Here is a 25,487-nt window from a genome sequence, read left to right on the forward strand (position 1 = left end):
CTATTGAAAAACAGGGCTATTTTAGGAGATAATTTGATTTTACAAATAAAATAAATTATGTCGGAGTAATTTTCAAATGAAATGCAATATAAAGATTAAAAAAATTAATTAACTTGTAAACTTAAGATTTAGGTTTTTTTTACAAAATTATTCTAAAAAAAAGAAATTACTTGACGAATTCATTCCAATCGATATTTTGATCAACTTGTTCAAAACAAATTTCAATTTCATCAGGTTGAATTTCAGAATGAATATTCTGTAATTTTTCTGTTATAGAAAAAGTATCTCCAGCAGCGATAATTGTGGGAATATGCTTTTCTTTAGCTTTAGATATAACTGATGAATCGGGTCGGATATTTCCAGTAAAGATTAACAAAGAAATTTGTGTTTCTAAGGCATTAAGAGCAATATCTGTTCTATCTCCCCCTGTAATAACGCATACATTTGGAGCTCGTTTAATATAATCTAAAGCTTTACTACTGTGCATTGCGCCTATTACAAAACCATCCACTTTATTATTCTTAATCCTAATAAAATCTCCTGTTAAAAGTTTTCCATCAATAGCATCTAGAATCTCAGCAATTGTTGGTTTTTCCAAGGTTTTTGCGTTTTTTAATCCTCCAATTACTGTAATATCTCTATTTTTAAGAAGAGGAATATACAAATTTCGAATTCTTTGTTCAGCTGTTGGATTTAAAGGACTGAGTATAACGCCTCCTACTTGACAATTAAATTGCTTAAATGAATCTATTGCAGAAAGAAGATCATCAATATCAGTATCATTTGCAATAGGTGCACATATAATCACTTTAGCATCAAATTTTTTTGCAATATGAACATCATCTAATTGTATTGCTGAATACTGCATATAATCGTGATTTCCTTCAATAATTATCACATCTGTTTTAGAGGCAATGTTTTCAAAAGCATCTGTTATTTTTTCGAATATTTCAAGTGTTTCATCTGGAAGAATTTCATCTAAAAAGTAATGAGGATTTAATAACTGTGGACAAATCTGTTCTTGGCTGAATTTTCGGGCAAGAATACTAACAATAATTGATGCATCTTTATCTGTTAAATTTCTAGGTTTAATTGTTGATGAATCTCCAATTGGTTTAAAATAACCAGGATTTAAGCCATTTTCTTTGTATTTTAAAAAAGCACCAATGGCAACAACAGATTTTCCTGAACCTCTTTTTGTAGAAGATAACAATATTGTTTTTGAATCCATTTTTTCTTTTACTCCATTAATCATTATTATTCTCTGAAAAAAGAATATCAATATTTAAATTTTCAACTTGATCGCGGCATATTTGAATTTCATTAGGTTGAATATGGGTTTTAATTCGTCGAATTTGCTCAGCAACAGTAAATGTATCTGTATTTGTAGTCAATAAGGGCACTTCTTTTTCTTGTGCAACACTTACGACTCGAGGAACAGGATCCATATTTCCTGTAAAAATAATAACTTTGGTACTTGTATCTAAAGCAGCTAATGCGATATCCGTCCGATCTCCTCCTGTAATAACACACTTGTCGATATTTGTGCGCAATATTTTCAGTGCAGCATCAACACCCATTGCTCCTATGATAAACGAACCAACTAACTGATTTTTTACTTTTAAAAAATCTCCTGAATACAATTTTGCTCCAGTTGCATCCATTATTTCAGCAATTGTTGGTTTTTCTAAATCCTTCACATTTTGAAGCGATCCGATTACTCTAATGCCTTGTTCTGCTAAAATCTTTTTATGATATTTTTGAATTCTTACTTCTGCTGTTTTTGTTCTAGCATTTAAAACAACACCTAACACTTTCAAATTTCGTGATGTAATATATTTATAACAGAAAATTACTGAATTCAAGTCATTATCATCACTGATTGGAGCACATATTACCATGTCAGCATTAAACTCTTTAGCAAAATAAAGATCATCTAAATTAACTGGAGAATATTGATTATAGGAATGATTACCTTCTATGATAATGTAATCTGATTTTGCTTCAATACTGGAAAATGTATCTCTAATTTTTTGGTGAATTTTAATCGAATCTTCAGGCAATATTTCATCTAAATATGACTCAGGATTTAAAAAATAAGGACAAATTTCTTCTTTAGAGAATTTTCTAGCCACAACAGAAGAGATAACGGATACATCCTTATCGGTCCTACTTTTCTCTTGACGTGTCATTGCATCCCCTATTGGTTTGAAATAACCCATCCTTTTACCCATTTCTTTCATCTTAAGAAATAAACCTATTGCCACAACGCTTTTTCCTGCACCAGATTTGGTGGAAGTTAACATGATGTTTTTTCCCATTATCGAATCACCTGTGAAAAAAAAGTTGAAACTAATTTTATTATTAAAAGTTACTTAATGTTTTATTGTTATTTTGATATCAACAGCACTATAACCTGATTCAGCGTCAAAAACTAAACAAGGATTGATATCCAATTCTATAATTTCCGTAAAATCATTAACAAGTTGAGATAAACGTACTAAAATATCCAAGACACCATCAATATCACTTCGGGGTTCACCCCTAACACCTTCAAGAATTTTTGATATCTTTGTTTGCTGTAATTGATTTAAGGCATCTGTGTGATCGTATTTATACGTTAACTCAAATTGAACATCCTTAACATAATTTGCATAGATTCCGCCACTACCTACCATTATCATAGGACCCCATTGAGGATCACGATTTACTCCAAAAATTAATTCATTGATCTTCTTTTTGTCCTTCTTAATGATCATTTCTTGAACTTCAACGCCACGTAGATCTGCACCTGAAGGTCCTTTGGATTTTGCATTAGACATTATTTGAATAAAGGCATCTTTGGCTTCTTTTGTTGATTGAATATTTAGAATAACGCCACCACAATCCCATTTATGAATAATTTGAGGAGAAACAATTTTCATTACAACTGGAAAACCAATTTTCTCCGCGATTTCAGCCGCATCTCGGGCCGTCTGTGCCAATCGTGATTTTGGATTTTTGATTCCATATATATCAAATATTTCAGAAGTTTCATAACTTAATAATACAACCCGACCATCTGCTCTTGCGTTGGAAATAATTTCTCGGACTCTGTCCTTATTTACGTCAATCTCAGGGATTTTTTTCTCTGTTATTGGAGTTGCTTGTTTAATATCCTTATACCTTTCAAGACCCTTAAGAACTCTAACAGCATCTTCAGGAAAAGCATATGTAGGAACCCCACTTTGTGTTAAATGTTTTGAAGCTTCATTGACACTAACACCTCCAATAAAACTGGCAACTAAAGATTTAGTAGGATATTTTTGATGTAAAGAAGCTATTTTTTGCGCAACTTCTAATGGTTTGGTTTGAGCTTGAGGAGTAAGAAGAATAATTGCGCCAGCAACTTCAGAATTAGGGCATTGAAGAAGAATATCACATGCAGCTTCATATCTTTCTGGAGGTGCATCACCAATAATATCAACAGGATTATAGAAATTTGATTCAGCAGGTAACACTTCTTTAAGTTTTTGTATTGTATCTTCAGAAAAACGAGCGATTCCTAATTGAGATAATTCCATAGCATCTGTACAAACAATTCCTGGTCCACCTGCATTCGTAATGATTGCAAATTTGTCTCCTTGTGGAATTGGAGCTATGATAAATGTCATACAATAATTAAATAAATCAGAAATTGTTTCTGCTCTAATAACACCTGCTTTTTTAAAAGCAAGATCAAATGCAATATCGCTCCCAGCTAAAGCACCAGTATGAGAAGATGCTGCTTTTGCACCTGCTGCACTACGTCCAGATTTTAAAAGAATAACAGGTTTTTTCTTGGTAGCTTCAGATACAACTTTAAAGAATTTTTCTCCATCTTGAACAGACTCAATATATGCAGCAATTACCTTTGTTTGTTCATCTTGAGCCAAATATTCAATAAAATCGACTTCGTCAGCATCACATTTATTCCCTAAAGAAATAAAACTTGAAAAACCAATTTGATTATCAACTGCCCAATCCAATAATCCTGTCATCATGGCCCCAGATTGAGAAAGCATTCCAATATGTCCTTTCTTAGGAGTCAGCGAAGAAAATGAGAAATTACCTTCGGTAATTAAACCTAAACAATTAGGTCCCAAAATACGCATTCCGTATTGTTTTCCCAATTCTCTAATTTTATTTTCACGAGTAACTCCTTCTCCACCGATTTCTTTAAAACCAGCGGTAATAATTACAAGTGTTTTTACTCCCTTTTTTCCACATTCATCTACTACAGGAACACAGAATTTACTGGGGATGCAGATCACACCCAAGTCAATTTCATCTGGGACATCTAATACAGATTTAAACGCGGTAAATCCTAAAATTTCAGTTTCTTTAGGGTTTATTGGAAAAACTTTACCTTTATATCCAGATTTCTGTATATTTAGTAAAAGAGTATTCCCAATTTTTCCATGTTTATTACTCGCGCCGATTATCGCCACAGATTTCGGATGGAACATCGGTTCAATTGATTGAACTGTCTGTAAGGCCATTTCTATCCTTATCCTAAATACTATAACAAGTAATTTAAGCTCTCAAGAATTAAAATCTTTTTTATTCTGATCATCTTTTGCAAATTTTGCAACCTTAGATAACGAATTTTGAAAGCATTTTTATACTTTGGTGATCGAAATTTGTTCTTCTACACTTACGTCAGTTTCTCCTTGATATATCCAAGAGAAAGCATGCTGTTCTTTGATTATTCCTTCTCTTTGGCGCGTGATATGCTGACAAGAAACCCCTGTCAGATAACCCCAAGTTGGATCACATTCGCGCCAACCTCCAGCACGGGGTGAAAAAAACTCACACCAAGCATGGGGTTCCAATTTGAAAGAACCAAGCTCGATAATCCACCCATGCACAATTTTTGCAGGGATTCCGCCCCCACGAAGGATAGCAACAAAGAGATCAGACATCTCAGAGCAATCACCTTTTCGAGATGCCAAAACAGATGCAGCATCTTCTCTAATTCCATTAATCTCATATGAAATCTTTTGATTTACAAATTCAAAGGCTATCTTGATATATTGTGATGCATTTATGGAGTGTTTCTTTAATACTTTGACTAATTCGACAATTTTTGGATTTTCAAGTGGCCAAAATCTTGAAGGTTGAATCATTGATTCTCCAATAGTATTAGGTGAAGTCAGGTTTTTGTATTCATTCCATGTTCCAAAATTTGGTAAAATTATACTTCTATTGCCAGTTTTTATGATTTGAACATTAAATGAAAAAGTATACTGAATTTTCGGTTCTAAATTTTCCAATTCAAATTGGACCATAGTATTTTCATCAAGATCATTATTTTGATTGATATTTCTATTTAATTTGATGAATGATTTTTGAAATTTAGTATTTGGTGGAATATATGAAGTTAATTTAATATTTTTTGCAGGATTTCTTCCAATATTTCGAATAATATAATTAAATTGCAATAAAATAGGTGGAACTTTTCCCCATTCAATTCGAATTGCAGAAGATTTTCTTGAATGTGAAATAATTGAATGAGAAAAGCCTCCAGGTTCAATAATTTTTGCACGAGATCGTACATCAGCAGTAATCTTTGCAAGTGCAGAACTAAAAAAGATAGAACCAGAATTTGGAAGGAAGATTATTCGAGAAAGATCTTGTTTTGGCCAATCTATAATTTTTAGTGAACCTAAGTGTTGGATAAAACCATCAGGATTAATTAAAAAATGGAGTTCATACGCATAAATTTCCCCTTTTTGATAAGGTCGGGAAAATTTTACATGTATTTCATTTTTGAAACCATTCAATTTGGCTTCGATCGGGATTTTTCCTTTTTTTATTCCACTTTTGTATTCGATAGAAGGTAAATTTTGAAATCCCCTAACTCCATCGATTTTTATTGTAAATGAATAAGAAAACCCCGCAAATAATTCATCTGATTTCCACCGTCCTGCCACATATTCCTTTACCATTACATCATTTGAATCAATTACCAATTCTGTCGTTCGAATTTCTTGTTTTTTTTGGGAAGATTTTTTTAAGGAATTCATCGACATTAAATGTGTTAGTTGATCATAATAAATATTAACTGTACTCTTACAAAATAAAAAAAATGATATTCTGAAGATCAAGGTAGGTATATTTGAACAAAAAAGGAGTTTAAAATAATGAATAATTTGTTCTATGAAATATTTTCAAATATTAATAATGTACTTATAATATTGAATAATAAAGGAAAAATTACAGAAATTAATAAGTTTGGTGCAAAATGGCTTGAATCACCTACAGAAAAATTAATTGGAAATACATTATGGAACATACCTATAATTAAAAATAGTAATTTTAATGAAGATAAGTTTAACGAATGTAAAAATAAGGTTAAAGAGGAAAAAGAGAGTAAATTTCAATTAGAATATGAAAAAAATAAAGCTTTTCATATTTTTAAAGTAATTTTCAAATTAATTTCTAATAATCATCAAAAAGAGTTATTCCTTTTTAATGCGAAAGAAATCACTTCCCATTTAAAATTACGTCAAAAATTAAAATCTTCAGAAAAATCATATATATCCCTTTTTAACAATTCTAATGAAGCGATCATGATTGTTGAACCTAAATCAGGATTTTTATTAGGTAATAAAGCCACTCTTAAATTATTTAATTGTAAGTCAAATGAAGATTTTGTAGGTCAAACACCTTGGTCCTTATCACCTAAATATCAACTGGATGGTACTTTATCCTCAGTAAAAGCATTGCAAATGATGAATAAAGCAATTAATTATGGCTCGAATTTATTTGAATGGCGCCATAAAAAGGTTTCTGGTGAAGAATTTGATGCTATAGTTTATTTAAGTAGATTGGTGTTAGATGAAAATGAAGAAATAATGCATGCTTGGGTTCGTGATGTTTCAAAAGAGCGCAAAATTGAAGCAGAACGGGATAGATTATTAAGGATAATTTCTCAAACACCTGATTTTATTTCAATTTCAGATACAAAAAAAAAGATTATTTATCTGAATCCAGCAGGTAGAAAACTCTTAGGAATTGGAGTAAATGAATCGTTAAATTCATATAATATTTCTAAATTTCACCCAAAATGGGCATATGATTTAATTTTAGAAAGAGGACTCCCGATTGCTTTAAAATATGGTGTTTGGGAAGGAGAGACTGCTTTTTTAGATAAAAAAGGAAATGAAATTCCTGTATCTCAATTGATCATGTCACATAAAGATTCAAGTGGAAAAATTGAATATGTTTCAACTGTTGCACGTGACTTAAGGTATATAAAAATAATTGAACAGGAAAGAATCCACAATCAAAAATTAGAATCTTTAAGTCTTTTTGCTGGAGGAATTGCTCATGATTTTAATAATATGCTTACAGCGGTTCTTGGCTCATTGTCTCTATTAAAATTAGAAGCAGAAGCGAGTTTACAAGATTCAGAGTATTTTTTCAGTTTGATTAGTGATGCAGAAAAGGCAATTAATCGAGCAACGAATCTGACCCAACAATTATTAACTTATTCAAAAGGAACTAATCCAATTAAAAAAGAAATTCAATTGAATCAAATAATTAAAGAAGCGGCAAATTTTGTTTCACATGGAAGTAAATGTGCAATAAACTTTGATTTTCAAACAGATCTTTGGTCAATATATGCAGATCCGGGACAAATAAGTCAAGTTATTCAGAATTTAGTATTAAATGCAATTCAAGCCATGAAATTTGGAGGAGTAATAGAAATTAAGGCAAAAAACAGTTTTCTTCCTCCCGATAATCCATATTCTTTAAAAAATACAAAATATGTTCAAATTTCAGTTCAAGATAAAGGAGATGGAATTGATCAAAATATAATTGGAAAGATATTTGATCCGTTTTTTACTACAAAAGCAAAAGGTACTGGCTTAGGATTATCCATTTGTCAATCAATCATTAGTAAACATCAAGGAAGAATAACAGTTAAGTCTGAACCTTTACAAGGAACTAAATTTACCATTTTTCTTCCTGCATATGAGAATGAATTAGATTGATTTACAATTTCACATATAAAATTTAAGAAAATGTTTACTTTTACGATTCCTTTTATCATGGATATAATTCAGTTATGGATAACAAAGAATATTTAAAATTTTCGATTTAAATCCTTTCTTGTTAAGAATCATAAATTATAAAAATAATGAATAGGAAAAAAAGAGTGATTAAGATATGGATGAAGAAAATATTGGAAAATGGGTGGCACGCTTGACAATTGGAGGTCCGATTATATTTTTAATTCTATCCACTTTCGCTATGCTAGTATATGCAGGGGGTAATGGAGTAAACCCTCAAGCAAAGGGTTATAACTTTTTGCTTAATTTTTTTAGCGATTTAGGAATGTGGATTTCATATCATAACACTCCAAACTATTTTTCGTCTATTATATTTAGTTTAAGCGTTATAATTGTCGGAATTTCCTTAATACCATTTTTTATATACATTCCAGTAAAAATGTCTTCAACTCAACGATCTAAAATTTTTTTTTGGATAGGAAGTTTCTTTGGAATAATTGCTTCTTTGGCTTACATTGGAATCGGATTTACACCATGGGATAAATATCTGCAAGCTCATTTAATTTTTGTATTTATTGCATTTCCGAGTTCATTTCCACTTGCAATTATGTATATTTTTGGATTTATTAATGATCGAATATTTCCAAAACAAATGGCACTTTATTTTGTAGGATGCTCAATAATTATCCTAGGTTATGTATATTTGTTATTCTTTGGTCCAATGACATCTACAGAAATTGGTCGATTAATTCAAGTTGTTAGCCAAAAAATTGTTGTTTATGCAATTAATTTCACAATGTTAGCAGAAGGAATAGAATTATTGATACTTTTGAATAAAAAAAGGAATAAAAAATAAGAAAATTTTGTAAATCTATTTTTTCAAAGATTTTAAGTTAACACAATCGATATATTTTCCTTCATTTAATAATTGCCCAATTTGATCTGCTGCTAGCGAAGCAACGTTTATTTGTGCTTCTTTTGTGCTAGCACCTAAATGTGGGGTACAAATTACGTTCTCCAACTCGATGAATGGAAAATCTTCTTTAATTGCAGGCTCTTTAGAATAGACATCAATACAAGCACCCCCGATTTTGTTATTCTTCAATGCATCATAGAGATCTCTCTCGTTAATTACAGCACCTCGGGCACAATTGATAATCACCGCACTATCTTTCATGATTTCGAATTGAGCAGCACCAAGCATTCCTTTTGTTTCAGGAGTAACTGGCACGTGTAATGAAAGAAAATCAACTTTTGCCAAAAATTTGTTTAAATCATCATACAAGGTCACAAAATCCAGACCCATTTCGTTTAAGCGATCTTGGGTAACATATTTATCAAATGCAATAACATCCATACCGAATACTTTGCATCTAGTCGCTACACCAGCTCCAATTCGTCCAATTCCTAAAACACCTAAAGTTTTGCCTTTGATTTCTGTTCCACTTAATTTCTTTTTGTCCCATCGACCTGCTTTCATTGAATTGTTAGCTATAGGTATGTGGCGCACAAAAGATAGCATAAGACCCATAGTTAATTCTACCACTGCATTTGTATTGCCAGTTGGAGTAATTAGCACAGCAATACCCTTTTCGTTACATGCTTCAACATCAATATTATTATATCCTGCCCCAGCTCTGCATATAACCTTCAAATTTTTAGCTGCTTCTATTACTTCGCGAGTAACTTTTGTAGCACTCCGGACGATCATTGCATGAAATTCTGGGATCATTTGAATTAATTCTTCTGTAGTATGTTTTGTATTTATGACAACTTCAATATTTGGATATTTTGAAAAAGTTTTCAAACCTTCTGCAGAACAATTATCTGCGACTAAACACTTGTATGTTTCCACTTTTTTCACCACTAATTTTCACTTTAATTATTTCATATTTATTTAGCAACCTTTAAAGCTTCAGAAGCTGCTTCTAACATCTTTTTAGTCTCATCTAAGGTAATCCAACCCATAGGTGCCATTCGAAAATTCTGTCCTTTCATTGAGCCATAACCGTTCACAATTTTATAGCCCCGTTGGAATAATTCATCAACAAATTTCGCAACATCAATATTAAGATTATTCTTAATAGTAACCACAGTTTGACTATGATATCCTTCTTCGCTAAATATTTCAAAGCCGTTTTCTTTAGCCCATTTACGAATCATTTCGGTCCTTTCAAAATGATCTTCAGCGAATTTCTCAGGTGTGATTTCAACTATTTTTTCAGAAACTTTCTTTAAAGAACGGATTTGTGGAATACATGGTGTAATTGGATGTTCATTTTGGAGTCCTTTCTTATGAATTTTCAAGAAATCAAGGTAAAAACCTCTATTTTTCACATTTTTTGCTTTCTCCAAAGCACGTTCTGAGATAGAACACAGTGCTAAGCCAGGAGGAATTCCAAAACATTTTTGAACAGAAGCTAAAGCAATATCAATTCCCCATTCATCTACTTTTAATAAGGTACCTCCCATGCCAGAAACACAATCAACACATAAAATTGCACCAGAATCACGCACAATTGGTCCAATTTTATCAAGTGGGTTTAAGACTCCAGTTGAAGTTTCATTAAATGTAATAAAAACTACAGGATATTTCTTTTCAGCAAGTTTTTCTTTAACCATTTCAGGAGTAATTCCTTTTCCCCATTCAACTTTAACTGCTTCATATTTCTTGCCATTTAATTCAGCAATTTGAATCCAACGATCTCCAAAAGCCCCACAAGAAAAGAAAAGACCTGTTTCATCATCTGCCAGTAAATTTCGAACACAAGCTTCTAAAATACCAGTTCCTGAATTGGCAAATAATAATATATCATTTTGAGTATGAAGGATTTTTTGCATGTTTTCTCGAATTGCAGCATGCATTTCTCGATAAGCTAAAGAACGGTGAGTATCATTGGGTTTTCCCATCTCTTCTAACACCCAATCGGGGACTTGAACAGGCCCAGGGGTGAAAAGTCTATAATCAAGTCCATCAGGATTAAAATGTTTATTCGGCATAAGAATCACATGATCAAAATATCTTAGATCATTATTGAAGAACATCGGCAGAAATTAAAAGATTGCACTTTTCTACTAAGCGCTTGGGAAAAGAATGGGAATAATTTTTATATGAGAATTCAATATGAAAGAAGATTTTTTGCTGTTCCTACAAATATCATTTTTTTTTGGTATTTTGATTGATCTTTGAGATGGTTATTTGTAATTTTCTCTTCTTTTTCTAAGTGGAATTAGAATAACAACTCAATACTTGAATTCATCAAAACGCGCTTTTAAGTATTGTTTATTGTTAATATTTTGAAATATTTTCGGATCCACCTTTTAACTTTTGGTGTAAATTAGTTTCAATTTTAATATAAAAGGTAAATGATATATGAATAGATGAAGTGAAGTAACATGATGAATGAATCACTTGAAGAAAATGAAAAAGAGAAATTGCTAGGACGATGGTATAATAAATTTAAAGAACGCGAAATCGTACCAGAAGATTTAGCAAAAATCATTAAACCTGGTTCCCGCATATATATTGGATCAGGTTGCTCTGAACCTCAAATTCTAACCTCACAACTCGTTAAAAAGAAATGGAGGTTCACTGATTGTGAAATTATTCATTTTTTAACATTATCTGATAATAAATTTTTTGATGAAAAGAACCCAAGTTTATTTAGGCATCAAGCCCTTTTTATAGGTCCAAAAATCCGTGAAGCAGTGAACCAAGGTAAAGTAGATTATGTACCCATTTCTTTAAGTGATATTCCTCGACAATTTAAAGAACGTCGTATTCATGTTGATATTGCTCTTTTACAAGTAAGTCTGCCTGATCGCTTCGGTTTTTGCTCATTGGGAATAAATGTTGATATAAATCGTACAATAATTGAAATAGCAAGATGCGTGATTGTTCAAATCAATCCACAAATGCCGAGAACTATGGGAGATTCTTTTATTCATATAAAAAAGTTTCATCATTTTATTTTCTATAATTCCCCTTTAATCGAATTCGAATATCCTCCAATTGATGAACGTTCAGATAAAATCGGAAAATATGTTGCTCGAATAATTGAAAATGGATCCACATTGCAATTCGGAATCGGTTCCATCCCCAATGCTGTATTAAAATACCTAGATAATAAAAAAGATCTGGCAATTTATAGCGAAGTTCTTTCAGATTCAGCAATGTCATTAATCGAATCCCCTGTAGTTAACTGTAGTAAGAACCAATTTCCACATGTAATGACATCTTTTGTTATGGGATCACGTAAATTATATGATTTTGTTCATGAAAATCCTTTCATTGAATTTCATTCTACAGAATTTATTAATAATCTGTTTAATATTTCGCAAAATACCAAACAAGTTTCTATAAATGCAGCACTTTCTGTTTCATTGACAGGTCAAGTAAATTCTGATAGTGTTGGTCCCCAATTTTACAGCGGTATTGGAGGACAAGCGGATTTTACTAGAGGAGCAGCATTATCTAAAGGAGGTAAACCAATAATTTGCCTTCCAAGCACAACTCGAGACGGCAAAAAATCAAGAATTGTTGCAACTTTAGAACCTGGAGCAGGAGTGGTAATTCCTCGTGGTGATGTTCATTATGTGGTAACAGAATATGGTGTTGCCTTTTTACATGGAAAATCAATTCGAGATCGTGTACTTCAGATGATTGGTATCGCCCATCCAAAATTCAGGCAAGAACTCTTGCAAAAAGCTAAAGAAATGCACTATGTTTATGAAGATCAAATGCTACCCACGACTCAAGATGGTGTTGTAATTATTTATCCTGAAAAGTATGAATATTGGTATACTACAAAATCCAAAAAGAAGGTGTTCTTTCGACCAATTAAGCCTACTGATGAGCGTCTATTGCAGGAATTATATTATCAACTAAGCAACAGCGATCGAATATTACGATTCTTTGCACCTCGACAAGTATTTCCCCATACAGAAACACAACCTAAAGTTGTGGTAGATTATGACACAACATTTGTTTTAGTGGGAATAATTGGTGATGAAGAAAATGCACAAATAATTGCAGCAGGAAGTTATTATTTAGATAGGAATACCAATTTAGCTGAAATAGCATTTACAGTTCATGAAAAGTGGAGAAGACAGGGATTAACACGTTTTATGGTTATGAAGTTAATTGATATTGCCCAAGAAAAAGGAGTAGCAGGTTTTATTGGAGAAATTCTTGTAAATAATGAACCAATGATTCATATTATCAAAACCCTTCCATATAAAGTCCAATTTCATAATTATGGCGATACATTCGAATTTTCTTTCAAATTTGACCAAATAAAAAAATAATTATGGATGTAATTGCTCTTTCATGAATTCAAGAAGGTAGTTAACTAGATCCTCGATATTTTTTCCATCTTTTGCATTAATGAATATTACTTCAGATTCAGATAATTGTAATTGAGAGAGGAGATCTTGAATTTCACTATCTGAAGCCAAATCAATTTTATTAATAATAATTTTTACGGGGATCTCAAAATCATCCGCAAAATTTTCCCGAATTTCGTGATATAAATTTATTTGCTTAGAAACTTCATAACCTGATGAGGGAGTTGGATCAAAAACAAATAGTATTATAGAAGCTATAGTATTTAAAGCTAAAATTGCCTGCTTTTCAATGGTATTTCGTTGACTCATAGGTCGATCTAAGATACCTGGAGTATCAATAACTTGAAAGAATTTTGAATCGTATTCATCTCGATAAGAACCCAAATAAATCTGTTTTGTGGTGAATGGATATTCTGAAACTTGTGGTTTTGCTGATGATAACCTTCCAACTAAAGTTGATTTACCAACATTTGGATATCCTGCTACCACAACACTAGGTATTTCCAAATCTACAGGAGGAATATCTTGCAATTTAACCCTGCATTCTTCCAAAAAGTGAAGAGTGGAATCCATTTGCCTTATAACTGAAGAACATCTTCCGAAAAACTCCGTTCTTGCAAGACCTGCTTGTTTTGGATTATTTTGTTGCCCAACTTTACGTCGATACTGCTTAAATAAACGTTTTAAAACAGGAATTACACCATTAATTCTTCCTAAAGCGTTACGTAATTCGTCATTATCCACTAAAAGATGGCTTAATTTTCGGTAAAAAGCAGGAAGCTCATCTAAATTCGGAACAGATTTGATAATTAGAGAAAGTTTTTCAACCAGAATAGTAACCGCATTATCCATTCGTTTAATCTCTTTTCTTTTAACTTTCTCCAAATTTGGAAGAATTTTAGGGAGGGACGCCGTTTTCGATGATGCTTTTGAAAACGCATAATCCAATAATTCCTGAGCGTTCCAAACGCGATAAAATTTCTCAAAGGGGCTTTTCATTATACTCTTAAATAGAAGAATTCAACATTTCAAAAAGAGTTTTTGAAAAAATCGATTGAATTATTCATGAGAAAAATGAACTTTATTGGTAGAAATATTAAATATTTTCCGGATTCGGTGGATTGGAATTAATTTTTCTTCAATTTCTCCAACACGCTTAATCCAGACAAACTTTTTCCCAATTTTCAAAATATCATTAATAAAAAACAATTCTCGCTCGTTTTCATACCCTCTACTCTCATAAAGAACACGAATAAAGGATCTTTCTGATTTAAATTTTGGATCCCAAAGAAAGCGAAGCAATATTTCACGAGTATTCATAAAAAATCAAAAAGAAAAATAATCTTTTAATTATTCGATAGTATTCTCTTCTTTTAGTGTAGATATTCCAGCAAGTTGATTTGAAATTAATTCAATTAACCATTTTTTAATTTGAAGAAAGTTTTTGACTAACCCTTTTGTTTTCTCTGGTGGAAATATAGTATCTTGAGGTAAATTCAAAGCTGTATCCATCCATTTATGCAAAGCAAGTTGAACTAAATCAGCTCCTTTTGATTTTTGAAAAATAGGGATGAGAGCTGCACGTTCACGACATTCTCCAATAGCAAAATATACTCGACGACTTACTTCATTAGAAAGAGATAAATGCATAGCTTCATCTAATTTTCGTTCTACAAGAATACATTTGATTATTTGATCCCTTAGATCATTAGGTTTTTCTTTTAATTGTGCAATATAGCGTTTGATTTTTTCTTCGATGGTAGAAAGATGAGCATCCAAATTATCTTTTGAACTTTCGAAAAGAGTAATAACAAATCCTTCTTCATGATTCAGGAGGCTGACAAATTGCTTCGAAGCGCTATTATATAACAATGCGACATCTTTCAAATGATCATTTCCTGGATTAAGTTTAATTGAAAAACAACGATGGGGCACCTCGCTTGCAGCAAAATAGCCCAATTCAAACATCTCTAACTTCGATAGGGATGAATAGGGCAATTTTAACGATTTTGAAGGCCAAATCTTGTTTATTTTCATGAATTCTTGCAATAATCCCATGTGATTCTCTCCAATAACTCTTTCTTATACTCAATTATTGTTAATCAATAATAAAAAATTTTAGATTTAGCATTGTTGATTATGATCTTGATCAATTTCATTTGCGTAGTTGATGGAAAGCTTTTTGGAGTCGGTTAATTGCTTCTTTTATATGCATTTCTTCCACACCTATAGCTGCATTCATAACTAAATATGAAATGGGAAGTTGATCTTTAGTAGTACATGAGCCAAATTCATTCTTATACATATTGATGACCCGAGGACCAGTTACTCGCAGATTATAGAGAAATCCACCTAATTGGGAAATTTCTTCTATCGAAAGATGCTCTAAACTCATTGCACAAGAAACAGGATTAGAACATTGGAAAATTCGCTCATCAAATTTTCCAGCAAGTTCTTGCATTTGAGATTCGAGTAATTCACGTGCTTTTTGTCGAGATGCCATCTTTTTCTTATATCCATTCTTTCCCATACTGAGTAAAGATACTAAAAGATGAAGAATTGGAGCAGCAGATGCACGACCTGCATAGGAATTGCTAATTGATTGAATAATTGATGCGTTTGGTGACACAATAACTGCACCGCCTACAGGAGTTAAAAAACATTTATCTGTACTTTGGATTACTGCATCCACTTTACCAGCATCTATTGCACTCCGAATAAAGGAAACAAGGCGCGGAGATTGAATACCATATGCATCATTAACAATATGAATTAAATTATGTTTTCGAGCAAATTTTGCAATACTTTTGAGATTATCGGGTACTCTTGGGGCAAAAAAAGCACAATTGCTAACAATAGCTGCGATCTTATCTGGCTGAGAAGAAAAAAGTCGTTCAATATCATCTTGATCTACATATACACCTTCTTGTGCCCAATGATTGCTTCCAAATTTTCCAGAAATAGTAAGCACTTTTGCTCCAATGAATTCAATGCCCTTTTTTGGTGATTTATGATCAATTTGTGTCATTAAAACAAATGGTTTTTGATGAATATCAATGTTGTAATAGTCTAGACAACCCTTCAAAGCGAGACCGATGCTCATACCTGTTCCCATAGGAACGGTTAAAGCAGATTTTACATTTGACATACCTATATCTCGGATAAGAGAAAGAACTAATCTGTTAGTCAAATTTTGCATTAAAGAAGCGCCAGCAGCTTTTGGTTGTGCTGCTGTGAGATTACCACTACGACCTACCCCATGGCAAAAATCACCACTTAATTCTCTTAATAAGGACGTTGACACGCGTCCTTCTCTTTCCCCAATTCTAATGGCAGATGGATCTTTATCAGAATCTAAGTAGTTCAAAAGTAATAATAAATGGCGGATCAATTCATCATTCCAACCATTTTCTGGTAAAACGCGATGGTTTAGTAATTCTTTAATTTTATTCCAATGCGCAGAAAATCCAGTAAAAGAGCGGTTTAGCATATGATCTGGTACACCAAGATGAGAAAAAAGCTGCAAAAATTTTTTATCCCACATATTTTTCTTCAATACACAAGCATCATAATCACTTTTTAATTTTATTTCTATTTTCTATTCATTTTTTTTCGTTATTTCTTTGATTTCTTTTTGGATATTAATTTAAACTAATTTTAATTTTATATATATATGAGCAGACGATCCTCAAATGAATCGCGTCTATGGAAAAAAACAATTAGTAAAAGAACGGGAAAGAAAGATTCTACCAAATTCCATGCATCAATTGACAAAAACACCAGTTTAACTTATTATAAACGCGAAGGAGGATTGTATTTAATTATTAAAAAAGATTTAAGCGAATTTGATCTAACAGTCAATGCTTCTGAAGCCCCTGTAATTAACCAGTACTTAAAAAATCCTGATCCATTTGAATCTTTATTAGCTGATATAAAAATCATAGAAAAAGAAATTGAACCATTAAACTTTGCTGTTCAAACCACATTTGGTGACAATCGCGAAATTTCTCTGTTATCAGTCCGAATAGCTGTTGGTTCTGGTGAAGGAGATTATGTAACAATTGACGAATCTGATCTATATTCTATGGATGTTGAACCTACAATGGGTGGGCTATTAGATTTTATAGCAGCTAATGACAGTGTAATAGGTGTTTGCGATAGAATATTTGATCATGAACGAGGTAACATCATTTTATTAGAAGCTAAAATTCGAGAGCCATCACTTGGAATCTCGTCGATTGAGTTTAAGCTGATTAATAATTTGCAACAACGCGGTTTGTTTATGCAAAGAAATATGAAATATGCAGCCATTCAACTCTATACAATCATTAAAGCTGAATCAATTAATGATGATTTGTTAAATTTCTTAAAAGCGATAGGTATTGATTGGGAAATGATATTTATTCGTCGTGATTTAAGTATTGACGATTGGCTTGAGATAGAATGCGAAAAAAATTCAATGAATTTGAAGGGATACTTATCATCAAAATTTGAATCACTTGGCTTTTTTGATGTCAACAATATAACCCGAGTGGCAATTCTTAATCAATTAAATTTTAAAATAGTCATTCGTATAGCTGAACTGTTAGATCGCGTTAAAAATCAAAGATATGAACTTACCGGAGCATCCCCTGATTCTGAACCGTTACAAAAAGCCGAAATAATTGCAGCTGCACGATTAGCATGTGCATATTATGGGCTTAAAAAAGAAATAAGGATTGAAAAATCAATAAAAATTGAAGATGTTCTCCAATTTGAAGCAGAATTAATACGCCTATAGAAAAAATACTAAATAAAAATAATCGATTATTATTTTTTCAAATAACTACCTGTGAGATCATTTACTATTGCTATGAAATCACCCAATTTTTCTGTTGGTATTTTAGCACCAGCAGCAGGAGGGTGCCCACCAGCCGGATCTTCAATTCCTATTTTTTGACAAGCTTTACGCATTATTATTCCAAGATCAATCCCATTTTCTACTAGATTTTTATCTGCACGAGCAGAAACTTTCATAGTATGATTATCAGAATCTGCAAAAGCAATAAGTGGCTTATCAATTAAATCACCTGAATGCAATAATATTGAACATATCGTTCCAATTGTTTTTTCGTTTATTGACTGTTCATATACAGTTCGAATAAATTCATATTCTCGAATATTTTCACGTGCACGGTTAACGCCTAAAAAAATTTCATGTTTATATGATTTACTAAACTCAATAGCTTTTTGAAGAGAATCTCCATCTCCTAATAAAGCAGCAATTCCATATGAACTGTTTCCACTTCTTCCACACGCATTTAATAAACTTGACATTTCTCTTGCATCAGAAATTTTGTATTTTTCATTAAAATCATTTAAGATATAAATGTTCTGAAGTAATTCTTTGCTTTTTTTTGGATTCATACCACATTCAACTAAAGCAAATTTAATCAATGCATTTAACAGTGTTTTTCGTTCGAGGTTGGAAAGATCAAGAAAAGTTCGAGGATTTCCTAATTCATCAGTTGATCTAATTTGGTTTTTTTTTAAGAACATTTCAACATTGGATAAATTATCTGTTATTTTTGGTAATACTATAGGAAGTGTGTATGCAATAGCATATGCTAGTGTCTTGGTTCGAGAAATAGCTAAGTTAAATTCCACCGAAATTTGATTAGTTGCTAAAGCATCATCTAAAATAATTTTATTAATCCCGTGAAATTCTCCTTTTTCAGCATTATTCTGCATATCTCCAATTGCCCCAATGATTCCAATAAAGGCTAAATCTTGATTCCTCGAATCTACCACTTTTGCAAACAGATAACAAACACCTGCACCAGAAATCTCATCATCTCCACGAATTCCATAATAATAGGGATTGATATGGTTGATCTTTGGCATTTTTGACTCAAATTCTGGTTTATGATGATCTAAAATTATGTAGTCATCAGTTTGAAAAAATTTTTCAATAAATTCTATTTGTCCTGAACCAAAATCTGAAAAAATAATAAATCGATTATATTTTTGTTGCTCTTCAGCGATATTTTGAATATATTGCAATTCTAATTGACGTAATATGGTAATTTGAAATCCAATTCCTTTCTTTTCTAACATTCTTGCAATTATTGCTGCACTACAAAGCCCATCTGCATCTAAATGGCTATATATGTGGATGCTTTTTTTAAAAATTTTAGGAGAATATCCACTCTGCTTTGAAGATGCATCGTTATCTGGCCCAGAATCGTGCGCACTCGTTTGTAAATCTTTAGTTATTAAATTCTTTTCTTGAGATTGCCCTATTTTTTCCAGAAAAAAGACTTTAAGTCTTTCAATTGCCGTCAACAATTCTTTTAGAGGAATATATATCACCAATTATTGATAAGAAAAGATTCTCAGCAATATTTTTAATTAATTCTATTAATCGATAATATTTATTGTAAGTTAAAATTCAACAAAAAAAATATGAAGGAATTAAAATTATCAAGATGGAATAAAAATTCAATTAACGACAATAAAATTCAATTTGGTGCCATTTTTCAGGTTCTCTAAAAATAGAATTCACCTTATTTAAAAGATACTCTGCGATTTTATCAGGTCCATAAGTTTCACAACTTTTTTTCATTCGCAATCCACTGGAAATTTCCAATCCCCAAAGAACTTGATTTAAAAATAGAAAATTAATCTGCTTACGATTAGATTTATGTGCACGAACTAAAAACCAAGGTGATGTACCATTTGAAGTTGTTGTAATATCAGTAAAATTTGAACTCTGAACTCTAAATACGTTTTTCCCTTTATTTATTTTATATCTGTGAGGATCTTTACTGTGAATATCTTCCATTTTGCTCTTGACTGAATCTTCTCCAAAATTAATCCTAATCTGTTTTCCACAAATCTGCTCACAACTGATAATACGGATTTCTTTATTTCGATTTAGGTAAAAATCATTGTATGTTATTTCTAAAAAAGACAAAAAAAACCCACCCCTTCAATATATACTTTTGTCGTTTACTTTTATAACTTTTGTGGAAAAATTAATAAAAATGAAAATTCAAAAAAAATCTCGAGTTTTACAAATGATTTTTTAATTATGATTTTAAAAATTACTTATCTCGCTATTTATACAATCCAAAATATGATGAGCAATTTCAATTTTTGATGCTAATTTAAAATGTTTTATTTCTTTTTTGGGATTTATTATGAAAACTTCATTACTTATTGCATTAAATCCCCGATCTAAAGCATCAGGATGAACTGAATTAGCAACAATAAGATTTATATTTGAACTTTTTAATCGTTTATAAGCGTTTTCAATTATTTTTTCTTGTTCCAGTTGAGACTCTGCTTTAAATCCGACAATAAACAACTTAGAAGCAATATTCCGTGCTATCTGAATAAGTTTAGGAGTTGATACTAAATTGATCTGCAGTTCTTCTAAATCAGAAGTGATTTTTCCATCATAAGTTTGTTTAGGAGTGAAATCTGCTAATGCAGCTGCAGAAATTAAAATATCATAATCTCCACTCTTCAACACTTCAGAAGCAAAATTAACAAAATCTTGCGTTGATATAGGATGTTTTACAATAAGTTTTGGATGTGGAGACGGTTTAAGTGAAGAAGGCCCTAAAAGTAAGACAACATTGGCACCTCTATCAACTAATGCTTTAGCAATAGCAATTCCCATCCTACCAGATGCAGGATTAGATAAAAATCGGACTTGATCAATCCATTCTCTAGTTGTTCCAGCCGTTACCAATATTTTTCTATTCTGAAAATCTTGTTCAATTGTTTTTAAACCAATAAAGTCAAATACAGACAACAATACATCTTCAGCTGTAGCAATTTTTGCTTTATTTTCCTCCATTCGAGGATCTACAATCTGTACTCCTAAGGATCGCAATTTTTCAATATTTTCCTTAACAATTGGATTTTTATACATAGAATCATGCATTGCAGGAACAACAATCATGGGTGTTTTACTTCCCAAAGCCACAGTAGCGATAGCGGTTACTGCAGTATCAGAAATCCCATTAGCCATTTTCCCAATTGTATTTGCTGTTGCGGGATAAACAATGATCATATCAGCAAAACCTTTACTATTTTCTCTCTCTCCTGCCATTGAAATATGTTCTATTTGCCCTGTTATGTCCAATATAACTGGATTACCAGTTGCCCATTCCATTAATTCCGCCTGAAGTAAATCAGTGGCTTCTTTAGTCATTACTGTGAATACTTCCGCACCATGACGCATCAATTCTCGAGCCATTGTTGGTGCATTGATGACTGCTACACTTCCAGTTAAGCAAATGCAGAATCTCTTTCCATTTAGTTTTGAACTCGTAATTCCTTGAATATCTTTTGTAGGATGAGTTTGAGATTGCCAGTTATTATTCATAATAAAGAAAACATATAAGCAAGTAATTAAAAGTTTAGAATATACCATCATATAATACTAAGGTGCATAATTATTCCTAAAAAGAATGAAAAAATCAGAAATTTTATTTATTAGGCTTAAATGCAAATCCTTATTAAGATCGTTAGATAGATCGGATTTGAAAAATTAGTGAGAAATTCTTTCTATTTTGTCGAATATAGATAGGATGATGAAATGGAAAAATTATTCTCAATAAAGGAATTTTGAATCAGAATGGCACGAAAATCTTCAACCTTAAAAAAATCTGGCACTTCTCATAAAAAAACATTAACTAAAGAAGCACCTATAGAAACAATTCGCCAAGGATCTGTGGCTGAGTTCTTTAGGAAGAGAACTCAGTTAGTAGGGTTTGATTTTGGACTTAATAAACATACTCAATATTGCATTGAATTTTTAGATAACAGTCTAGATGCAGTAGAATCCTTTTATTGGAAAGAGTCAAAACTCCATCCAGAATATACTTTTAAACTTAAAGATGATTTGTTGCTTCAAAATTTGTCTTTTTTAAGTGGTGGAGTAAGTGAAGAAGATCTACAGAAATTAGAAGAAAAATTAAATTCAGAAATGGTTGATGATGAAGGATACTCTTTATTGGAGGATGGTTCCATAGCATTAATCCAAGAAGATCATGAACAAGACGAAGAAATAATAATAGATGATGAAATAAAAAAGAAAGAAGAAGAAATACCCGAAGATGATGAAGAAGCAAGAAAATTAAGGATTCTGCAGAAAAAAGATGAAGAAAGGGCTCAAGAAGTCCAAAATATTATGGAAGGAATTAAGAACTTTATTTTTCCTATACAAGTTCTTGTAGAACGCGAACCGTTTGTCATTATTCAGCTTACTGAAAAAGAAGCGCAAGAAGTTTTTGCTGATTCATCAAAAACAAAGAAAGAAGTATTTGAATATGATTTCGAAATTTTTGATAATGGTACAGGAATGGCACCGATTGATTTAGAAAAATTTGGAAAATATCTTGCTTCAAGTAAATCACAAAAATTGAGACAAACTCGTGGATCTCAAGGATTTGGATCACCCAGTGCTTTCAGTGATGCACAAAATACAACAGGAAAACCGATAACTGTAGTAAGTAAAGATATCAATCACATATATGGAATTTGCTCACAATTTTACACAACTTCAAAAAATAATAAAGAATATGTAGTGCCACCCACCGAAATCGAATGTCCATTTGAACACGGAACTTATATTAGATTACATTATATTAATGTCAAGTATCGAAAGGGGTTCATTGATTCTTATATTCAAATGACTGCTTTGACAAATCCTCATATTACAATTGTTTTCTTAGATCCATATGGAAATGAAGAAATTTATCCAAGAAGAGTATCAAGATTTCCACGCGAACCAACTTATGCTTTACCACATCCTTCTTCAGTAAACATTGGAGATTTTCAGGATTTATTGAGAACTTCAAATAAACTTACACTCAGTGCTTTTTTGCAAGATAATTTTGTTAGATTAAGTTCAGGATTAGCAAAAGATATTTTATTTAAAGCAGAAATTGAATTGGAACGGGAATTAAATCTATTAAATCTAAACCATGGAATTATTACATGGGCACACAACGAATTAGAGAAGATTTATTTTGCTCGAAAGGAAAAACGAATTTTTGGAAGAGCGAAAAAACCAAGAGAGAAATGGATAATTTATTATATCGAGAATAAAGATAATCTTGCTCAATATTGGGAAATCATTAATCCTTATAATAAAATAAAAGAAAGTATTAAACAAAAAAATCGCCAAATAAAGAAAATTACAAAGAAAATTAGCACACTTTCTATTAAAAAGGAAATTTCAGCACAAAAGAAAAAAATAACCGCTTTAGAAAAAGAGATTACTTCTGATTTGAAACAATTAGGAAAAATGAAAAAAACACTATCAAATGTTGTTAAAAACTTCATTTTCATAGAATCTAATGAAGTGACTGATGTTAGTATTACAGATAAGATGGAAGAAGGTGTTAAAGAGCTACTAATCTCAAATGCCCGACCCAATTCTTTAACTCAAAAACAAACAGAAGCCCTATTTAAATCATTTAAAGCCCAAAAATATATGAGTCCTCCTTCAGATCCTGCTGTTCCTATTGGAGCGAGTGTATTAGAAACGACTTTAATTAAAGAGTTTAACTTAAATCCTGCATTTCGAACCGATTTATTCCATGATTTAGAACCATCAATTAATTCTTTAAGTAAAAATGAAGCCCAAAATTTTACTTACAGAATATTATATAAATTTCTTCAACCTCTTTACTTTTCGAACGAAATTTCGTATAAAGATTTACTACTTGAAGATATCAATGCAGAAATTGAAGAATATCGCAATTTATTTCAAAAATTTGATGCTTTACATAATATTGAAGAAGATTTTATTTATGGACATACTCGACCTCCAACCAGCGGTAAAGGTCTGGCATTTGTGGTCGAAGCTGGAATCGCAATTAGTCCAAAAATACCTCAAACAAAAACAGCTCAGCAAGTTTTAATGCGATATGTGAATAGAACCCCAAAGATGAGGGATAATTCAGATTGTGCTATTTGGAAAGGGTGTCAAATGGTTAATTGGAAAAATTATAAGCTTGATACATTTGATAACGGAATTCCAAAGGGTTCAATTCGCATTTTAGTAAATGTTTCAGGACCTTATGTTCATTTAATGTTCAAATCTCAATCAAAAAATGCATTAGCTGAAGACGAAGTTCTTTTAAAAGAAATTAAGTATTGTTTAGAAACTATTGGAAGAAAAATCAGAAATTACCAAAATCGAAAACAAAAAAGAGAAAATCGTAGAAAACGTTCAAAAGTGATTGAGAAATATATCCCAATTTTTGTGACATCTTTAGTAAATATTGTGCAAAATATAAACTCTGAAGATGCACCGACCCGCGAAGAACTAGAAGCACAAATTCAAAGACGATTAGAAGGAAAACTGGATGTCCCTGAACAATTAGAAGAAGAAAAAGAAGATGATTCAGATGGACCATCTGCAGAAGAAATCAAAGCAAAATTGATAAAACAGCGAAAACAGCAAGAAATGATAAATTCACAATCAAATAGCGCAAATACAGAAAACAAAGATAATAATATAACTCAAACAAAAGAAACTCACCTAAAATCAACAGAATCTCATAAGATTTCTGGTAAAAAGACTATGATTCATAAAACTTCATCAATGGTTGCCCCAAAATCGGTTCAAAAAGTAGATGAAATCATTGAACAATGGAAATCTAAATCTATTAAAAAAAAATCAAGTAAAAAAGTAATAAAATTGAAAGATCAGATCTCTCAATCAGAATCTGATATAAAAACAAAAACGAAAAGGAAATCAGCAAAAAAATCGCAGAAGATAACTGTAAAGTCAAATTTTACAGAAAAAAAACAAACAATACTCCCTCAATCAATTAAAGTTAACAAAACATCTTTACCTAAAAAACTAATAAAACCAAAATCTAAAATTAGGGTTATAACAACTGACTTAATCTTACAAACAATGAAGGATCATAAATGGCTGAATATCAAAGATCTAATTAAACTTTTAGAAATAAAAGATGTAAAAGATGCGCGGTATCTTCAATTAAAACTAAAACAACTTACGCGAGAAAAAAAACTATTATTATCAATTCAAGGTGGCCGAACTTTCTGGAAACTTAGCCCAAATTAGGAGAA

At 31.5% G+C, this 25,487-nt stretch carries 18 protein-coding genes; 5 read left to right on the forward strand and 13 right to left on the reverse strand.

Annotated elements, in window-relative coordinates:
- Positions 1-166: 166 nt before the first annotated feature.
- From ACXLDF_RS04330 to ACXLDF_RS04345, 4 genes are all read right to left on the reverse strand, one after another.
- Entirely contained in the window at positions 167-1,255 is a 1,089-nt protein-coding gene (locus ACXLDF_RS04330; RefSeq protein WP_457557269.1) for a DRTGG domain-containing protein, read from the reverse strand.
- Positions 1,248-2,321: a DRTGG domain-containing protein gene (locus ACXLDF_RS04335; protein ID WP_457557270.1), complete on the reverse strand. Its 1,074-nt coding sequence runs from the start codon at positions 2,319-2,321 to the stop codon at positions 1,248-1,250. Before ACXLDF_RS04335 ends, ACXLDF_RS04330 begins: the two co-directional genes overlap by 8 nt.
- A gap of 54 nt (positions 2,322-2,375) precedes the next feature.
- A complete protein-coding gene (gene acs, locus ACXLDF_RS04340) occupies positions 2,376-4,520 on the reverse strand; it encodes an acetate--CoA ligase alpha subunit (protein ID WP_457557271.1) in 2,145 nt (714 codons plus the stop codon).
- A gap of 120 nt (positions 4,521-4,640) precedes the next feature.
- A complete protein-coding gene (locus ACXLDF_RS04345; RefSeq protein ID WP_457557272.1) occupies positions 4,641-6,053 on the reverse strand; it encodes a transglutaminase-like domain-containing protein in 1,413 nt (470 codons plus the stop codon).
- Positions 6,054-6,164: 111 nt separating this feature from the next.
- On the opposite strand from ACXLDF_RS04345, the gene ACXLDF_RS04350 reads away from it, so the two are divergent.
- On the forward strand, positions 6,165-8,021 hold the full coding sequence (locus ACXLDF_RS04350) for a PAS domain-containing sensor histidine kinase (protein ID WP_457557273.1): 1,857 nt from the start codon (positions 6,165-6,167) through the stop codon (positions 8,019-8,021).
- 175 nt (positions 8,022-8,196) lie between these two features.
- Positions 8,197-8,895 carry a hypothetical protein gene (locus tag ACXLDF_RS04355; RefSeq protein ID WP_457557274.1) on the forward strand — a complete coding sequence of 233 codons (699 nt, stop codon included), beginning with the start codon at positions 8,197-8,199 and terminating at the stop codon, positions 8,893-8,895.
- 15 nt (positions 8,896-8,910) lie between these two features.
- On the opposite strand, the gene ACXLDF_RS04360 is transcribed toward ACXLDF_RS04355, so the two are convergent.
- Both ACXLDF_RS04360 and ACXLDF_RS04365 read right to left on the reverse strand, forming a co-directional pair.
- Complete coding sequence (locus ACXLDF_RS04360; protein ID WP_457557275.1) at positions 8,911-9,894, reverse strand: hydroxyacid dehydrogenase; 984 nt, start codon at positions 9,892-9,894, stop codon at positions 8,911-8,913.
- 38 nt (positions 9,895-9,932) lie between these two features.
- Positions 9,933-11,039 carry a pyridoxal-phosphate-dependent aminotransferase family protein gene (locus ACXLDF_RS04365; RefSeq protein ID WP_457557276.1) on the reverse strand — a complete coding sequence of 369 codons (1,107 nt, stop codon included), beginning with the start codon at positions 11,037-11,039 and terminating at the stop codon, positions 9,933-9,935.
- 396 nt (positions 11,040-11,435) lie between these two features.
- Between ACXLDF_RS04365 and ACXLDF_RS04370 the strand changes: the two genes are divergently transcribed.
- Complete coding sequence (locus ACXLDF_RS04370; protein WP_457557277.1) at positions 11,436-13,346, forward strand: GNAT family N-acetyltransferase; 1,911 nt, start codon at positions 11,436-11,438, stop codon at positions 13,344-13,346.
- Here ACXLDF_RS04370 and ACXLDF_RS04375 read toward each other — a convergent pair whose 3' ends face one another.
- The 4 genes from ACXLDF_RS04375 to spcS form a co-directional block, all read right to left on the reverse strand.
- Positions 13,347-14,384 (reverse strand): NOG1 family protein, encoded by a 1,038-nt coding sequence (locus ACXLDF_RS04375; RefSeq protein WP_457557278.1) that lies wholly within the window; start codon positions 14,382-14,384, stop codon positions 13,347-13,349.
- Positions 14,385-14,444: 60 nt separating this feature from the next.
- The gene (locus ACXLDF_RS04380; RefSeq protein WP_457557279.1) at positions 14,445-14,705 is read right to left on the reverse strand and encodes an RNA repair domain-containing protein; all 261 of its coding nucleotides are present in this window, start codon (positions 14,703-14,705) and stop codon (positions 14,445-14,447) included.
- 30 nt (positions 14,706-14,735) lie between these two features.
- A complete protein-coding gene (locus tag ACXLDF_RS04385; protein WP_457557280.1) occupies positions 14,736-15,443 on the reverse strand; it encodes a putative selenocysteine system protein in 708 nt (235 codons plus the stop codon).
- Positions 15,444-15,540: 97 nt separating this feature from the next.
- On the reverse strand, positions 15,541-16,929 hold the full coding sequence (gene spcS / locus ACXLDF_RS04390; protein ID WP_457557281.1) for an O-phosphoseryl-tRNA(Sec) selenium transferase: 1,389 nt from the start codon (positions 16,927-16,929) through the stop codon (positions 15,541-15,543).
- A 129-nt stretch (positions 16,930-17,058) separates the two neighbouring features.
- On the opposite strand from spcS, the gene ACXLDF_RS04395 reads away from it, so the two are divergent.
- The gene (locus ACXLDF_RS04395; protein ID WP_457557282.1) at positions 17,059-18,165 is read left to right on the forward strand and encodes a hypothetical protein; all 1,107 of its coding nucleotides are present in this window, start codon (positions 17,059-17,061) and stop codon (positions 18,163-18,165) included.
- 29 nt (positions 18,166-18,194) lie between these two features.
- Here ACXLDF_RS04395 and recJ read toward each other — a convergent pair whose 3' ends face one another.
- From recJ to coaBC, 3 genes are all read right to left on the reverse strand, one after another.
- Positions 18,195-19,709 carry a RecJ family nuclease gene (gene recJ / locus ACXLDF_RS04400; protein ID WP_457557283.1) on the reverse strand — a complete coding sequence of 505 codons (1,515 nt, stop codon included), beginning with the start codon at positions 19,707-19,709 and terminating at the stop codon, positions 18,195-18,197.
- A 160-nt stretch (positions 19,710-19,869) separates the two neighbouring features.
- Complete coding sequence (locus tag ACXLDF_RS04405; RefSeq protein WP_457557284.1) at positions 19,870-20,340, reverse strand: hypothetical protein; 471 nt, start codon at positions 20,338-20,340, stop codon at positions 19,870-19,872.
- 123 nt (positions 20,341-20,463) lie between these two features.
- Positions 20,464-21,762, reverse strand: coding sequence for a bifunctional phosphopantothenoylcysteine decarboxylase/phosphopantothenate--cysteine ligase CoaBC (coaBC, locus tag ACXLDF_RS04410; protein ID WP_457557285.1), 1,299 nt, complete (start codon positions 21,760-21,762; stop codon positions 20,464-20,466).
- A 252-nt stretch (positions 21,763-22,014) separates the two neighbouring features.
- Between coaBC and ACXLDF_RS04415 the strand changes: the two genes are divergently transcribed.
- Positions 22,015-25,482 (forward strand): hypothetical protein, encoded by a 3,468-nt coding sequence (locus tag ACXLDF_RS04415; protein ID WP_457557286.1) that lies wholly within the window; start codon positions 22,015-22,017, stop codon positions 25,480-25,482.
- Positions 25,483-25,487: the final 5 nt, after the last annotated feature.

The organism is Candidatus Harpocratesius sp., assembly GCF_054039255.1.

What these genes read in the sequence shown, in the direction of transcription:
- ACXLDF_RS04330 (WP_457557269.1), bottom strand. Translation starts at nt 1,255, where the DNA reads ATGATTAATGGAGTAAAAGAAAAAATGGATTCAAAAACAATATTGTTA.
- ACXLDF_RS04335 (WP_457557270.1), bottom strand. Translation starts at nt 2,321, where the DNA reads ATGGGAAAAAACATCATGTTAACTTCCACCAAATCTGGTGCAGGAAAA.
- acs (WP_457557271.1), bottom strand. Translation starts at nt 4,520, where the DNA reads ATGGCCTTACAGACAGTTCAATCAATTGAACCGATGTTCCATCCGAAA.
- ACXLDF_RS04345 (WP_457557272.1), bottom strand. Translation starts at nt 6,053, where the DNA reads ATGTCGATGAATTCCTTAAAAAAATCTTCCCAAAAAAAACAAGAAATT.
- ACXLDF_RS04350 (WP_457557273.1), top strand. Translation starts at nt 6,165, where the DNA reads ATGAATAATTTGTTCTATGAAATATTTTCAAATATTAATAATGTACTT.
- ACXLDF_RS04355 (WP_457557274.1), top strand. Translation starts at nt 8,197, where the DNA reads ATGGATGAAGAAAATATTGGAAAATGGGTGGCACGCTTGACAATTGGA.
- ACXLDF_RS04365 (WP_457557276.1), bottom strand. Translation starts at nt 11,039, where the DNA reads ATGCCGAATAAACATTTTAATCCTGATGGACTTGATTATAGACTTTTC.
- ACXLDF_RS04370 (WP_457557277.1), top strand. Translation starts at nt 11,436, where the DNA reads ATGATGAATGAATCACTTGAAGAAAATGAAAAAGAGAAATTGCTAGGA.
- ACXLDF_RS04375 (WP_457557278.1), bottom strand. Translation starts at nt 14,384, where the DNA reads ATGAAAAGCCCCTTTGAGAAATTTTATCGCGTTTGGAACGCTCAGGAA.
- ACXLDF_RS04380 (WP_457557279.1), bottom strand. Translation starts at nt 14,705, where the DNA reads ATGAATACTCGTGAAATATTGCTTCGCTTTCTTTGGGATCCAAAATTT.
- ACXLDF_RS04385 (WP_457557280.1), bottom strand. Translation starts at nt 15,443, where the DNA reads ATGGGATTATTGCAAGAATTCATGAAAATAAACAAGATTTGGCCTTCA.
- spcS (WP_457557281.1), bottom strand. Translation starts at nt 16,929, where the DNA reads ATGTGGGATAAAAAATTTTTGCAGCTTTTTTCTCATCTTGGTGTACCA.
- ACXLDF_RS04395 (WP_457557282.1), top strand. Translation starts at nt 17,059, where the DNA reads ATGAGCAGACGATCCTCAAATGAATCGCGTCTATGGAAAAAAACAATT.
- coaBC (WP_457557285.1), bottom strand. Translation starts at nt 21,762, where the DNA reads ATGAATAATAACTGGCAATCTCAAACTCATCCTACAAAAGATATTCAA.
- ACXLDF_RS04415 (WP_457557286.1), top strand. Translation starts at nt 22,015, where the DNA reads ATGGCACGAAAATCTTCAACCTTAAAAAAATCTGGCACTTCTCATAAA.